Consider the following 15054-nt stretch of genomic DNA (forward strand, 5'->3'; position numbering starts at 1 on the left):
TGCTGCATCTTTACGCACTATTTTGCGCAGAATAAATCCCAAATAACCGCTCCTTAAAAGCCAAACAATATGTCTCCAAAAAGAGAAATAAAAGCAGAAATAATAGCCATCGGTGATGAATTGCTTTACGGACAAATCATCGACACCAACAGTCATTGGATCAGTCAAGAACTGGATTTGATCGGAGTACGGGTTGTCAGAAGAACGACGGTAGGCGACAACAGAACGGATATTTTATCTGCTTTTCAACAGGCGGAACAAAGGGCAGACATCATTCTGATGACTGGAGGACTGGGACCTACCAATGACGACCTGACCAAGCCCCTCTTGGCGGAGTATTTCAAATGCGGGACTGAACTTGTGCCAGAGGCATTGGAAGCTGTTCGCACATTTTTCGAAAAAAGGGGTAGGGAATTGACCCTCACCAACCAAATGCAAGCCTACCTTCCGACCAAATGCCAGTATGTACCCAATGAAGTCGGTACTGCGCCGGGAATGTGGTTTGAGGAAAATGGATGTGTATGGATGTCCATGCCCGGAGTCCCTCACGAAATGAAAAAACTCATGACGGATTTTGTTCTTCCAAAAGTCAAATCACTTTTTGAATTGCCGACCATCTTCCATAGGGTCATCAGAACTGTGGGAATAGGAGAAAGCTGGCTTGCCGACTTGATCAAAAATTGGGAAGAATCCTTGCCCTCCCACATACGACTGGCATATTTGCCTTCCTTGGGCCAGGTAAGAATGCGCTTAACCGCTTTTGGGGATGATTTGAGAACTTTACAAAACGAAGTTGATCTTCAAATAGAAACAGTAAAACCACTTATCGACAAGTACATTTACGGGTATGACCAGGAATCACTTGAAGAGGCAATTGGAAGACTTTTAAAACAGGAAAACAAAAAAATAGCCTTGGCCGAAAGCTGTTCCGGCGGCTACATCTCCCATTTGATTACGAGCATCCCAGGATCCAGCGCTTATTTCCAAGGTGCTGTGGTGCCCTACCACAATACGTTTAAGAATCAGATCTTGGGTGTGAATGAAAAGGTACTGGAAGAATTCGGCGCTGTGAGTGAGCAGACCATCATCGAAATGGCGGAAAACATCCGTACTTTGTTCCAAGCGGATTATGGATTGGCGAGTAGTGGCATAGCAGGTCCCGGTGGAGGCTGGGCCGAAAAACCGGTGGGGACAGTTTGGATAGCTTGTGCATTTGAGGGAAGGACAGTGACCAAAAAACTCCAACTCACCCAAGACAGAATGCTCAACATCCAATTGACTGGAGTGGCTTTGCTCAACTTATTCAGAACATGCATTTTGGAAAAAACAGAATAAAAATTTTATTTGAAGGATTTTGTAATGCATAAAATAAAATTTAATTTTAAAAGTCGGAAATAAACCCAATTAAATAAAAGTATTATGGCACTTGTAGAAATGGTAATGCCCAAAATGGGAGAAAGCATCATAGAGGGGACAATCCTTACCTGGCTAAAAAAAGAAGGGGATCTTATCGAACAGGATGAATCCGTTTTGGAAGTGGCCACAGACAAGGTTGACACAGAAGTCCCAGCAATTGCAGGAGGTATTCTAAAGAAGATTTTGGCCAAAGAAGGAGAAGTAGTGGCTGTGGGTGTTCCCATTGCAGTCATTGAAACCGAGGCAAACGGAAGCGCAGGTACGACTCCGACAACCTCCACGCCAACCGAATCTTCAGTGGAAAAATCGGAATTGATCGCTGCGGCACCTTCCCATACAGCCGCAATTTTGTCACAAGAAAATCCAGAGCCGAATAATTTTGGAGATGACAGGTTCTATTCCCCATTGGTTCTGAGTATAGCCAAGAATGAAAAAATTTCCCAAATGGAGCTTTCTTCCATTTCAGGAACTGGTAAATCAGGCCGTGTCACCAAACAGGATATTCTAGAATACTTGAGGACAAGGGAAGACATAAAAATCCCTGCAATCACCCAAGTCGTCAAGCCTTCTGCGAGTGCGCCAATGCCAAGGGTAGAGGTGGGTATTTCTGCGGGGGATGAAATCATCGAAATGGACAGGATGCGAAAAATGATTTCGCAGAGAATGATCGATTCCAAGCGTATTTCTGCGCATGTCACTTCTTTTGTAGAGGCGGATGTGACCAATATCGTCTTGTGGAGAAACAAGGTCAAGGATGCCTATAAGAAAAAGGAAGGTGAGGCCCTCACATTCACGCCATTTTTCATCCAAGCAGTTGCCCGAGCCATCAAGGATTTTCCAATGATCAATATATCGGTGGACGGAGAGAAAATCATCAAGAAAAAAGACATCAATGTTGGGGTAGCTGTGGCTTTGCCTTCCGGAAATCTCATTGTCCCAGTCATCAGAAATTCCGATCAGTATAACCTGACGGGACTTTCCAAAAAAATCAATGATTTGGCACTACGTGCCAGAAACAACAAACTTTCTCCAGACGAGCTATCCGGTGGTACATACACCGTTTCGAACGTAGGGTCCTTTGGCAACGTCATGGGCACTCCGATTATCATGCAGCCTCAGGTCGCTATCCTTGCCGTAGGTGCCATCACCAAAAAACCGGCAGTGGTAGAAACCCCTACTGGTGACGTGATCGCCATTAGACATAAAATGTTCCTTTCCCATTCCTATGACCACCGTGTTGTCGATGGTTCTCTGGGCGGAATGTTTGTGAGAAGAGTTGCGGATTATCTGGAAGCTTTTGATTTGAACACTGAACTATAATCGAGAAAGGGGGTCAAATGACCCCCTTTGTTTTTTTAAGCTCGAAAAAGCAAGATTGTATCACTTTGGCAATCTCAGGGATTTTCACGGGCTTTGTCAAATATTCATTCATCCCAGAAGCCAAGGCCTCCGCGATGTCTTCCTGAAAAGCATTTGCTGAAAGACCGACTATTTTAAATGCCTCTCCTCCCGCCTTTTTCCTGATGATTTGCGTGGCCTTCAAGCCGTTTAGTCTAGGCATTTGGATGTCCATGAAGATGAGATCAAGCGGCGATTTCTCTACTTTTTCGATGGCTTCATATCCATCTTTGGCTATTTCAATGTCATAGCCCAATTGATTCATGAGCATTTGCATGAATTGAAGGTTGATCGCATTGTCTTCCACCAAAAGAATTTTTAGTGGATATTTTGCGGCCATGTTTTTCCAATCCAAGTCCGGGGTATTTCCTGCAAAGGATTTTACAGAAATGATGAGTGATTCTTTCGTGAAGATTTTCCCCAAAATATTAAAGGAAAAAGTAGAGCCAACATTTTCCTCACTGTCTACCTTCAACTCCCCTCCCATCAGTTCGATGAAATTTTTGGAGATGGCCAGTCCCAACCCTGTTCCGGTAAATTCCCGGGTATTGCTTCCATCCACTTGGACAAATGGTCGCGCCAGAATTTGAAGTTTGTCTTTGGGAATCCCTATTCCAGAATCCTTTATGTCAAAATGGAGTATAATATTGCTTTCCAAAAATGGCTCTCCAGTGATCAAAACATGAATTTTCCCTCCTTGAGGGGTAAATTTCAGTGCGTTTCCAATCAAATTGTATAAGATTTGATCGATTTTCTCCTTATCCAATTCGATGAAGGTAGGAATCAACCCCTCATATTGATACGTCAATTCAATGTCTTTTTTGATAGATAGTCCTGAAAAAACCTTTATTATTTTCTGGATTTCATCTTTGAAATGGAAAACACTCATTTTCAATTCCATCATCCCAGCCTCTATTTTGGAATAATCCAAAATATCGTTGATGATTTTGGAAAGTGAATCCCCTGAATCTTTGATGATTTGAATAAAATCCTTCTGATCTTTGGTCAAGGGGGTATTTTCAAATAAACCAATGATACCCAAGAGCCCATTCAGTGGCGTCCTGATTTCATGGCTCATATTGGCAAGAAATTCAGATTTGGCCTTATTGGCCTGATCTGCAGCTTTGATAGCATCCTTCAATCCTTTTTCCCAAAGTTTCTGCCCCGTGATATCTCTTGCAATGGACATGACCCTGTCATCATCCAGTTTAAACAACCGGGTTTCAAACATTTTTTTTCCCAGTTTGGTCATGATTTCAAACTCTGCGGTTTGAATCTTACCCGTTTGAACGGTTTTTTCAAAGAATCCCATAAAATGGGTATTCAATGGAGTCGGTAAAACCTCTAGGATGCTTTTTCCTAAGGATTCAGGTGCTGGGGAAAAAAGAACACTTTGGTCTTGTATGTAGTAATCCAGAAAAATTCCGGAGTTGTTATAAATGAAAATGATATCAGGTAAACTCTTTAGCACTGCCCTCAATCTATTTTCACTTTTAATGAGCTCCTGTTCTGCCAGATACTTTTCCTGGATATCCGTAAGGATACCAACATTCCCCAAAAAAGCGCCCTTTTCATCATAAAGGAGTTTTTCAAAAATCTTTACCCGAATCCAATCTCCGTTTTTCTTTTGAATTTCAAATTCAAAAGCAATGACTTCTTTAAGGTTTTTTATGGATTCATCAATAAGCAGATTGAGCTCTTGGATATAATTTGGGGAAATTTTGTCCTTAAAATTCTTGATAAACTCCTTTTGCTGGTATCCCAATACACCCTCTACTTCCTTTCCCACACTGGTCATTTCCCCCTTTGCATCTTGAAAATAAATAAACCCTTTGGATTCTTGGAGGAGAAAGGTTTGCCTTCTAAACAGTTCATTGATTTCATCGGCTTTCTGCGAAAGAATTTTATTGGCCACCTGTGTATTCCTGTTGAACTGGAAAAGAATGGCGATGACAAAAATCAGAAGAAGGAGAAGACCGGAAAAAAGAGAGATATAGGTAACGTAAATCCCTGAGGTAATTAGTTTTTTATCTTGGATAAAAATGACTGCGAAATCCTTGTCAAAAGGATGGAAATCAAAAGGATATTGATGAATGACCGCTCTATAGTTTTTGCCCGTCAAGCTATTGTTAAACTCTCCCTCATACTCTCCCTTTATCCCCTCCCGTATATCATTGGTGATTTTTTCTAGACTTAAATCATCCAAAATAAAACCCGGACTTAGATTCATTTCAGAAAAACCCAATAGTTTACCATCGATGTACACCAATTTTTCGGCCGAAGCTCCCAAATAAAAATTGCTGAGTTCGGAACTCAAAAACCTGTTGGTATTGACTTTGGTAATTATTTGAAGATTGTTCTTTTGGGATTTGAATCTGATTTCATTTCCATGATTCAGGGGGATTTCTTCCAATCCGCTGTGAAAGGTTCTTACGAAATTATTTCCTTTGTCGAAATGGAATGATAGGACATGATTTGGGAAAACAACAATGATCGAGTCGACCAAATTCCTGTGATTATTAAAAATTCGTCTTGCTCTTTTCTCAAAAGCCAATTGCTCATTGGATGTTCTCTCATACGTCCATGCCTCAAGATTTTCAACGAAGAAAACCATGTCTTGATCCATAGATCTGAAGGTTTTCTGAATGTCTCTTGAGGCAAATTCCACTTGTTTGGCAAGGAATTCATTTCTGGATTCCAATTGATTTTCAGAAAGTGCCTGGAAAAAACTATACCCCAAAAAAACAATTAAAAAAACTACGAAAAAAGCGAGTGCCACGAACCATTTAAAAGGTCCTGAAATTCTTTGCGCTATAGAAATGGATTGATCCCTCATTTCAACTGAAGATCCAGCACATACCAATTAAACAAATTCATTTTTTTTGCCCGAATATCAACACTTTCTTTCCCCTCTTTAAGCAAAAAATCGCTTCCTTTTGTCAATATAATATGGGTAGCCATTTTCCTCACTTCCTTATTTTTGCTTTTGAAAAGATTGAAATCCTCCATCCTGAAATTATTGGAGGTGATGGTTTGGATGTAGGTGTGATTGATCAATGGGGGCAAAGACAATGCTTCAATGGCCTTAGATTTTCCTGCTACTACTGTCCCTGCTTCATCGATAATCACAATCTGATTGGAATACCTGTTTAGGTAAAATTCCAAAATGTCATTTACCGTGATGTCAAATCCCAAAACCATCTGCAATTCTCCTTGATAATAAACAGGATGAAGCAACGAAATCATCCAACCTTTGCCTGCTGGATCCAAGTAAATTTCTTCCAGCCAGACAGGACCTTTATCAGGGTTGTGGGTCAAATCTGCCCTATAATAGAAATTAAAAGAGGTAATATCCAAATCTGGTAAAATCAAACTGGCTGGATCAAAGGGTGGAAACAATCGATTTAATTGCAAATGGCTGTTGAAGTAAACTTGGGAAACTACCTGGTGCCTCCTGACAATCTCCCTAAAATTATAATCCAGTGAATCTGTTAAAAAAATCAAATCCTCAAGGCCTTCCTTGTCCTTTGCCATAGTTGAAATATAAAGCGTACTCCTCTTGGGGTCCCCATTGGGTGCCGCATTTGCAATACCATTTTCTATGGTTAATGGGTTTTTCTTTGACTTGCTGATGATTTCCTCTTTGTGTTCATAAAGCTGTTCAGTTTCGCGGGCAAGCGCGATGATCTCATCTTCTAAAACCTTTAAATCGAATTCCAATAGTGCTATAAATGAATCCACATCCCTGTGACTGAATTCCTCCTTATTATTGGAGGAAAATCCACATGAAAAAAATATAAATTGAGTAACAATCAATATAAAATAAGGACATTTTTTCATCTTAAAATGCTTTTTCATAAAGCTAAAAATTTTCGATTTCATTCCGAAGAGTTTCTCCCATTTCTTTAAACCTTTCTAAAACCAAGTCAAAGAAATTTCCTTCAAAAAAATGATCAAGATCGGACTCCTCCAAAATATCCATTTCGGATACTTTGAAGGTTTGTTCCAGGGCCCCTTGTTCATATTTGACAATATATTTGTTGTTCCAGGAAAAAACAGAAATTCTGGTTTCTGCTTTACTGAATTCTTTTATAACCCTCATAATGGCCTTTCAACATGTGCAGAAAATGTAATTTCTGATTTGAGAGAAGAAGCTACGGAACAATATTTCTCAACAGACAAAGCCACTACTTTTGCAAATTCCTCATCGGTGGCATCAGGTGAAACCAATACAAATTTCAAATGAATTTTGGTGTAATAAGAGGGTATCCCCTCATTCCGTACTCCCTCTACTTCAACATGAAAATCAACAAGTGTCCTTCTTTTCTTTTTCATCATCAGCACCGCATCTACAGAGGCACAGCTTCCCAAAGCCGACAGCAATAGATCCATTGGAGACTGAGCTTGTTTTTGTGGAGCATCATACATATCGATACTAACCTTATTCCCCTGTTGGTTGACGGATTCATATTCATAGTCCGCTTTCATTCGGACAGTAACGTTTCTTTTTGACATCGTATCGTTGATTTTTTATAAGTATGTTGTTGATGATTTAATAATAACAGATAGAAAAAAGGGGGAGATTTTCAATCTATCCCCCTTTTGTATTTCAATTTAAACTTCCAAAAGTAATATCCATTTCAAAACGGATTTAATACCCAGGTGTTCACAATCCTATTCGAAATTTCTTTTCATGAATTCTCTTGGATTCATAATTTGCAAATGCCAATTCCCCTAAGGGTTTCCCTTGTCTGATCACATATTTCTCCTGTATTGTCCACCCACTTCGTAGAGGGCTTGGGTGATTTGACCCAGGGAACAGTATTTGGATGCTTCCATTAATTTTTCAAAGATATTTTGATTTTGAACGGCAGCAACGCGGAGTTTTTCCATGTGGGGTTCCGCCTTGTCTTCGTTCTTTTTATGAAGCTTTTTAAGGGTTTCGATCTGGGTTTCTTTCTCTTCATTAGTGGCTCTGATGACTTCCCCCGGAGTAACGGTCGGAGAGCCATCAGCAGACAAGAAAGTGTTCACACCGATGATTGGATATTCACCCGTATGTTTTAAGGTTTCATAATAAAGACTTTCCTCCTGGATTTTCCCTCTTTGGTACATGGTCTCCATCGCTCCCAGCACTCCTCCCCTTTCGGTGATCCGGTCAAATTCTGTATAAACAGCTTCCTCCACCAATTCGGTGAGGTCATCTATGATAAATGCTCCTTGCAGTGGATTTTCGTTTTTTGCCAAACCAAGTTCTTTGTTGATAATCAACTGGATCGCCATTGCCCTTCTTACTGAAGCTTCGGTTGGCGTGGTGATCGCCTCGTCATACGCATTGGTATGCAATGAATTGCAATTGTCATAGATCGCATACAAAGCCTGAAGAGTGGTCCTGATGTCATTGAAATCAATTTCCTGCGCATGCAGGGATCTTCCTGAGGTCTGAATATGGTATTTCAGCATTTGGGATCTTTCATCAGCTCCATATTTCATCTTCATCGCTTTGGCCCAAATTTTCCTTGCCACCCTTCCGATGACAGAATATTCAGGATCAATGCCATTGGAAAAGAAGAAAGATAGATTCGGTGCAAATTTATTGATATCCATTCCCCTGGAGACATAATACTCCACGTAGGTAAAACCGTTTGACAAAGTCAGGGCCAATTGGGTGATCGGATTGGCTCCTGCTTCCGCAATGTGATAACCCGAAATGGATACCGAATAGAAATTCCTGATTTTTTGGTCAATGAAATATTGCTGTACATCTCCCATCAGCCGGAGAGAGAACTCGGTCGAAAATATACAGGTATTCTGAGCCTGGTCTTCTTTGAGGATATCTGCCTGAACCGTTCCCCTCACCTTCATCAGCGTGGAAGTTTTTATTTCTTCATAGACTTCCTTGGGCAATACTTCGTCACCCGTAACGCCGAGCAACATCAGGCCCAATCCATCATTTCCTTCTGGAATGGTACCGTTGTAGTGAGGTATTGGAGTTTCCTTTTGGCGGTAAATACTCTCGATTTTTGCATTGACTTCCTCTTCCAAGCCATTTGCCTTGATATAAACCTCACATTGCTGGTCAATGGCCGCATTCATGAAAAATGCAGTCATCGTGGCGGCTGGTCCATTGATGGTCATGGAAACAGACGTCATCGGATCGGAAAGATTGAAGCCTGAATACAATTTCTTTGCATCATCGAGGCAACAGATATTGACTCCTGAATTTCCGATTTTCCCGTAAATGTCAGGTCTATAATCCGGGTCCTCGCCATAAAGCGTGACCGAGTCAAAGGCGGTGGAAAGCCTTTTGGCAGGCATCCCCTTGGATACATAGTGAAAACGTTTGTTGGTCCGCTCTGGCCCGCCTTCTCCTGCAAACATCCGGGTAGGATCTTCGCCTTCTCTTTTGAAAGGAAATACCCCTGCGGTAAATGGAAATTCACCTGGAACATTTTCCGTCAATCCCCATTTCAACAAATCTCCCCAAGCTTCGTATTTGGGAAGGGAGACTTTGGGGATATGGGATCCCGAAAGCGAAGTATAATAGGATGCGATTTTTATTTCTTTGTCTCGAACCTTGAAAGTGTAATATTCTTCGCTGTATTTTTTGGCTTTGGCAGGCCACTCTTCCAGCCATTTTTTGTTTTTAGGATCGAGTTCCAGTTCTACCTCGGCATAAACTTCCGCAAGTTCCTTGATCAAACGGTCCTTATCCGCCACGGAGGTATTCTCGATGGCTTCCATCGATTTCTTGATGCTGAACAGTTTTTGGGCAACCTCCTTTTGCGTCTCCACCCATTTTTTATACCCCCTGTTGCTTTCAGAAATTTCCGAAAGGTAGCGGGTTCGAGCGGGGGGAATAATGTAGATTTTTTCTGACATCTCTAGGGAAACCTCAAAGGAAGTCTGCAAATCAACCCCTGTTTTGGCAACCAATTCATGGATGATCGCCTTGTAGAGGTTGTTCATGCCCGGATCATTGAACTGAGAAGCGATGGTTCCAAACACAGGAAGCGCTTCATCCGCGATGTCCCAAAGATTGTGGTTGCGTTTGTATTGTTTTTTTACATCTCTAAGGGCGTCCTGGGCTCCCCTTTTGTCAAATTTGTTCAGCGCGATGATGTCTGCAAAATCCAACATGTCTATTTTCTCCAGCTGCGTCGCGGCCCCATACTCCGGTGTCATTACATAAAGAGACATGTCAGAGTGTTCGATGATTTCTGTATCGGATTGGCCGATTCCGGAAGTCTCCAAGATGATCAAATCAAAATCTGCAGCCTTGACGATGTCCACTGCATCCTGCACATATTTGGAAAGCGCCAGATTGGATTGGCGCGTGGCCAGGGAACGCATGTAGACATTTGGATGATGGATCGCATTCATCCGAATCCTATCGCCTAATAGTGCCCCACCTGTTTTCCTTTTGGATGGATCCACAGAAATGATGGCAATATTTTTTCCCTTAAAGTCAATCAAAAATCTCCTGACCAACTCATCTACCAAGGAGGATTTCCCTGATCCTCCCGTACCGGTAATTCCTAGAACCGGTGTCTTGCTTTTGGCAGCTTTTTCCCTGATAGAGTGGAGCATTTCCTTGCTTTGTTCCGGAAAATTCTCTGCTGCGGAAATAATTTTGGCGATCGCCTGTTTGTCATTGCTATTAAGTTCCAAACTTTCAGGCAGGTCCTGGCCGACCGGAAAATCGGATTGTTCCACCAGGTCATTGATCATGCCCTGAAGTCCCATGGATCTTCCATCATCGGGTGCATATATTCTGGTGATGCCATATTCGTGCAATTCCCGAATTTCTTCGGGAAGGATAGTTCCTCCACCACCTCCAAAAATCTTGATCCGTTCAGCACCCCTTTCTTTCAAGAGATCGTGCATGTATTTGAAAAATTCAACGTGCCCACCTTGGTAGGATGTAATGGCGATGGCCTGGACATCTTCCTGAATGGCACAGTCCACAATTTCCTGTACAGATCGATTATGGCCCAAATGAATCACCTCACAACCGGTGGATTGAATGATTCTGCGCATGATATTGATCGCCGCATCATGCCCGTCAAATAGGGATGCTGCAGTGACTAATCGGATGTGGTTTTTGGGTTTATAAATCTCTTGAGACACTGACATTTTATACTTGGGTTAATTTGGCACAATGAAAATGGACTTATTCTGGAACAACGCCCAGAATTAAATCTTTGTTTAGGGTTGCGAATATAAGAAAAATCAAACGTTTGGGTAAAGTCATTCCTTACGGATTTCAAAACAATGCTTTGAAATTCAGCAAAATTCCATCCCATCTTAAAAATAAATACGGGAATGGTTGAAAAAATTAATAGATGACACAATGCGGAGTGAAAACATTCAATCAACTTCTTAGCTGACTTTTATCATATTATGGGGGGAAATAAGGGCTTAAATTTGCAGTACAAAAGCAGTAAAAGACTTATATTGAATCTATTAATTTCAAAATCCTAATTTTTAAGTTATGAAGCTTTCACTTTACTTGGGAACGTACAGAAATGTCAAGGTTTTTATCCACTGGACTTTTTCTCTTTTGCTGCTGTGGATTGTGATCTCGAATGTGAGGATGGGTGCTCCTGCTGTGGACATTGCATGGACAATCGGCTTTGTCTTGACACTGTTTTTTTGCGTCACCCTTCATGAATTCGGCCATGCCTTGGCAGCTCAGCGCTTTGGGATTTCCACCAAAGACATCACGCTATTGCCTATTGGTGGATTGGCAAGGCTTGAAAAACTCCCTGAAGACCCCAAACAAGAGCTCTGGGTTGCAATTGCCGGACCTTTGGTCAATATTGGAATTTTCTTGGTCCTTACCATTATCCTCAGCATTACCGGCTTCAATTTGGAGCAACTGAATATGGAGGAACTGAAAATCAATGCCAATACTTTCGTTCTCTTTGTTGCTTCTGCCAATTTGATATTGGCTTTGTTCAATCTTTTGCCGGCCTTTCCTATGGATGGTGGAAGGGTTCTCCGTGCATTTTTGGCGATTCGTCTCCCGCGGGCAAAAGCCACACAAATCGCTGGAACTATTGGACAGATGATTGCCATCGTTTTTGTTTTCTATGGCTTGTTCAACAATCCTATTTTGGTTTTCATTGGCATCTTTATCTTCTTGGGAGCTGCGGCAGAAGTAAGCCACACCACCCAGGAAAGTATTTTAAAGGGATTCAAGGTCAAGGATGCAATGATGATGAACTTTCAGTTGGTTGGTTTTGATGCTCCGCTATCTAAGGCCATCGAAAAATTATTAGGTAGCCAAGCCACCCATTTTGTGGTCGTCAAAGACGATGTTGCCGTAGGGACCCTCAGCAAGGATGAGATAATCCGAGGACTTCAGGCAGGAAATGAAAACACCCACGTTGGGTCAGTCGCCAATCAATCCCCTTTGAAAATCGAAACCGAGGAAGACCTTGACGAAGCATGGAGAAAAATGGCAACTCAAAACCAAAAAGTGGTATTTGTAATTGAAAACGGACACTTTTTAGCGATTTTGGATCAAGAAAACATCTCGGAGTTTATTTTGGTAAAATCCGCACTTTTAAAATGAAAAAATTGAAATGAAACCTTTTCAAACAAAACCCCATACCCTTGACATCCAGGATTTGCTTGAAGAATTGAACACATCAGATCAAGGGCTAAGTCCTGCGGATGTTCAAGAAAAGCAGAAGGTGTTTGGGAAAAACGAAATCCCTGATCAGGCAGGAAGACCGCTTTGGAAAATAATCCTCAAGCAATTCACCAATTTGATGGTGTATATTTTATTGCTGGCTGCCGCGATATCCTATTTCACGGAGCATTATTTGGATGTTTATGTCATTCTGGGAATAATACTCATCAATGCGGTCATTGGCTTTGTACAGGAATACAAAGCGGAAGGTGCAGTGGCAGCTTTGAGAAGTCTTCTTGTTCCAAAGTGCAAGGTGGTAAGAGAAGGAGAATTACAGACCATAGACTCAAAGGAATTGGTCCCAGGTGATCTCATCGCCTTGGAGGAGGGAGATATTATTCCAGCTGATGCGAGGGTTTGGCTGTTTAAAAATGCGAGAACCACCGAAGCTTCCCTTACGGGAGAAGCCCTTCCGGTGCAAAAAACAAATAAAAAACTTCCTGAAAACATCTCGCTGGGTGAAAAAACCAATATGGTCTGGAAAAGCACCTATCTGGCAAGCGGCTCTGTAAGAGCAATTGTCACGGGTACAGGCCTAAGAACCCAGATCGGTGATATTGCCAGTTCCCTTAAAACCATCACTCCCAAAAAGACAAATTTTCAGATAAAAACAGATCAACTCGCCAAACAAATGGCTTATATCGCCATTTCAAGTGCAATCCTGCTATTTTTGGCTGGTTATTTTTTTCTGGAGGTAGAGGTCAGTGAGGTATTGTTGATTTCCATTGCAGCATTGGTATCCGCCATCCCTGAGGGGTTGCCAGCCGTATTGTCAATTGTACTGGCTGTTGGCTCCTATCGCATGTCCCACAAGAATGCCATTATCCGCGAAATTTCTGCCACAGAAAGTCTTGGTTCCGTGAGCACAATTATCACGGACAAAACAGGAACGCTTACCCAGAACACCATGACCATCAAAAAAATATGGATTCCTGGAGTGGAAGAAGCTGAGGTGACCGGGGAAGGATGGGAGAGCAAAGGTGACCTCTTGGCTAAAAATGAAGACGTCAAGTCATTTTACAAACTTTTTGAAATTGCTGCCCATTGTCACCAAACAGCTGTTTCCAAAAAAGAAAGTGGACAATACCAAGTGACTGGGGATCCCACAGAGGCTGCATTTTTGGTATTGGCCAATAAAGTTGGCCAAAAAAAGCAATTGCCCATAAAAGAAGATATTGCCTTTGATGCTGAACTGAAATACCGGTCTACGATAGTCGAGAAAAACGGAACTGAAACGCGGTTCATAATTGGTGCCCCGGAAGCCATCTTGGCCAAATGCAATTCCTTTCATGACAGTTGGGGAAGTCTGCAAAAATTGAATGACATTACCATCAAGCCCATCCAGGATAAATTTGAAAAATGGTCGAAAGAGAGCTTTAGGGTGCTGGCAATGGCACAACAATCAGAGCACCTCAACCAAGATCACCACAATAATTTTGAATTTGTTGGATTGGCGGGAATGCTTGACCCACCAAGACCCGGAGTACTGGAAGCAGTGAACTCCTGCCATCAGGCCGGAATAAGGGTCATCATGGCTACTGGAGACCATTCCGCGACAGCTTTGGCAATTGGCAAAAAGGTTGGCATTGTACTGCCGGGAAGAGAAAAAGTCTATACGGATACGGAGCTTCAACAAATGGATGAAGAACAGCTAGACAAGGCCGTTATGGAAGCGGATGTGTTTTCAAGACTAAGTCCGATAATGAAACTTAAAATCGCCCAGTCCCTTCAAAAACAAGGGGAACTGATCGCCATGACAGGAGATGGCGTCAACGATGCACCAGCGCTTAAGCAAGCCAATGTAGGTGTCTCCATGGGTATTATGGGGACAGATGTTGCAAGAGATGCATCGGTAATGGTTTTGGCGGATGACAATTTCTCAACAATCGTCCATGCGATCGAGCAGGGCCGAATTGTCTTCAATAATGCAAGGAGAACGAGTTTTTATTTGGTAACAACCAGTTTAGCTGAAATCTTCACTTTGATTTCGGCAGTAAGCCTAGGATTGTCAATGCCCCTGACCGCCACGCAAATTTTATGGATCAACCTGGTCACGGATGGTTTGTGTGACAAAGCGCTGGCAACAGAAAAAGGCCAGGGAAACGAACTGACTTCGCCGCCAATCAATCCTAAAGAAAATATTCTTAGTAAGAGGATTTTCCCATTACTCGTGATCAATATTTTGTTAATGACTGGATTGGCCATTACCGCATTCAAATGGTACCTACCAGAAGGAATTGAAAAAGCCAGAACGATCGTATTTATCGTCATGAGTTTTTCACAATTGTTTAATGTTTTCAATATGCGGAACTTAAGAGGTTCTACTTTCAAAATTGGCCTATTCAGCAATAAATGGGTAAATTTGGCCTTTCTGCTTTCTGTTCTCATCCAAATCCTGATTATCCAAACGCCTGTTCTTTCTCAATTATTTGATTTTCGCCCCGTAAGGGCTGTGGAATTCATCCTTTGGGCTTCCCTTGGATCCATGACATTTTGGGTAGTAGAAACTTATAAACTGATTCAAATCAAAAAATAATCAT

9 protein-coding genes are annotated in these 15054 nt (G+C 41.8%); 4 read left to right on the forward strand and 5 right to left on the reverse strand.

The features are described 5' to 3' along the window. Positions 1-69 precede the first annotated feature (69 nt). Both F824_RS0106600 and F824_RS0106605 read left to right on the forward strand, forming a co-directional pair. On the forward strand, positions 70-1335 hold the full coding sequence (locus tag F824_RS0106600; protein ID WP_019597079.1) for a competence/damage-inducible protein A: 1266 nt from the start codon (positions 70-72) through the stop codon (positions 1333-1335). Between the two features lie 84 nt (positions 1336-1419). Then, positions 1420-2736, forward strand: coding sequence for a dihydrolipoamide acetyltransferase family protein (locus tag F824_RS0106605; protein ID WP_019597080.1), 1317 nt, complete (start codon positions 1420-1422; stop codon positions 2734-2736). A 13-nt stretch (positions 2737-2749) separates the two neighbouring features. On the opposite strand, the gene F824_RS0106610 is transcribed toward F824_RS0106605, so the two are convergent. The 5 genes from F824_RS0106610 to F824_RS0106630 all read right to left on the reverse strand — a co-directional run bounded on the left by F824_RS0106610 (position 2750) and on the right by F824_RS0106630 (position 10950). Next, entirely contained in the window at positions 2750-5554 is a 2805-nt protein-coding gene (locus F824_RS0106610; RefSeq protein ID WP_236613157.1) for a PAS domain-containing hybrid sensor histidine kinase/response regulator, read from the reverse strand. 92 nt (positions 5555-5646) lie between these two features. After that, positions 5647-6672, reverse strand: a complete 1026-nt coding sequence (locus F824_RS0106615; protein WP_033405178.1) for a hypothetical protein — start codon at positions 6670-6672, stop codon at positions 5647-5649. Positions 6673-6676: 4 nt separating this feature from the next. Next, positions 6677-6916 (reverse strand): hypothetical protein, encoded by a 240-nt coding sequence (locus F824_RS0106620; RefSeq protein ID WP_019597083.1) that lies wholly within the window; start codon positions 6914-6916, stop codon positions 6677-6679. Continuing rightward, positions 6913-7329 carry an OsmC family protein gene (locus F824_RS0106625; RefSeq protein WP_019597084.1) on the reverse strand — a complete coding sequence of 139 codons (417 nt, stop codon included), beginning with the start codon at positions 7327-7329 and terminating at the stop codon, positions 6913-6915. Before F824_RS0106625 ends, F824_RS0106620 begins: the two co-directional genes overlap by 4 nt. A 240-nt stretch (positions 7330-7569) precedes the next feature. Beyond that, complete coding sequence (locus tag F824_RS0106630; protein ID WP_019597085.1) at positions 7570-10950, reverse strand: methylmalonyl-CoA mutase family protein; 3381 nt, start codon at positions 10948-10950, stop codon at positions 7570-7572. 358 nt (positions 10951-11308) lie between these two features. Between F824_RS0106630 and F824_RS0106635 the strand changes: the two genes are divergently transcribed. Both F824_RS0106635 and F824_RS0106640 read left to right on the forward strand, forming a co-directional pair. Next, a complete protein-coding gene (locus tag F824_RS0106635) occupies positions 11309-12394 on the forward strand; it encodes a site-2 protease family protein (protein WP_019597086.1) in 1086 nt (361 codons plus the stop codon). 10 nt (positions 12395-12404) lie between these two features. Continuing rightward, positions 12405-15050, forward strand: coding sequence for a cation-translocating P-type ATPase (locus F824_RS0106640; RefSeq protein ID WP_019597087.1), 2646 nt, complete (start codon positions 12405-12407; stop codon positions 15048-15050). The last annotated feature ends 4 nt before the right edge of the window (positions 15051-15054 follow it).

Origin of the sequence: Rhodonellum psychrophilum GCM71 = DSM 17998, assembly GCF_000381545.1 — a bacterium.
Taxonomy (GTDB): domain Bacteria; phylum Bacteroidota; class Bacteroidia; order Cytophagales; family Cyclobacteriaceae; genus Rhodonellum; species Rhodonellum psychrophilum.

Coding starts and splice junctions, on each gene's coding strand:
- F824_RS0106600 (WP_019597079.1), top strand. CDS start 70: ATGTCTCCAAAAAGAGAAATAAAAGCAGAAATAATAGCCATCGGTGAT.
- F824_RS0106605 (WP_019597080.1), top strand. CDS start 1,420: ATGGCACTTGTAGAAATGGTAATGCCCAAAATGGGAGAAAGCATCATA.
- F824_RS0106615 (WP_033405178.1), bottom strand. CDS start 6,672: ATGAAAAAGCATTTTAAGATGAAAAAATGTCCTTATTTTATATTGATT.
- F824_RS0106620 (WP_019597083.1), bottom strand. CDS start 6,916: ATGAGGGTTATAAAAGAATTCAGTAAAGCAGAAACCAGAATTTCTGTT.
- F824_RS0106625 (WP_019597084.1), bottom strand. CDS start 7,329: ATGTCAAAAAGAAACGTTACTGTCCGAATGAAAGCGGACTATGAATAT.
- F824_RS0106630 (WP_019597085.1), bottom strand. CDS start 10,950: ATGTCAGTGTCTCAAGAGATTTATAAACCCAAAAACCACATCCGATTA.
- F824_RS0106635 (WP_019597086.1), top strand. CDS start 11,309: ATGAAGCTTTCACTTTACTTGGGAACGTACAGAAATGTCAAGGTTTTT.
- F824_RS0106640 (WP_019597087.1), top strand. CDS start 12,405: ATGAAACCTTTTCAAACAAAACCCCATACCCTTGACATCCAGGATTTG.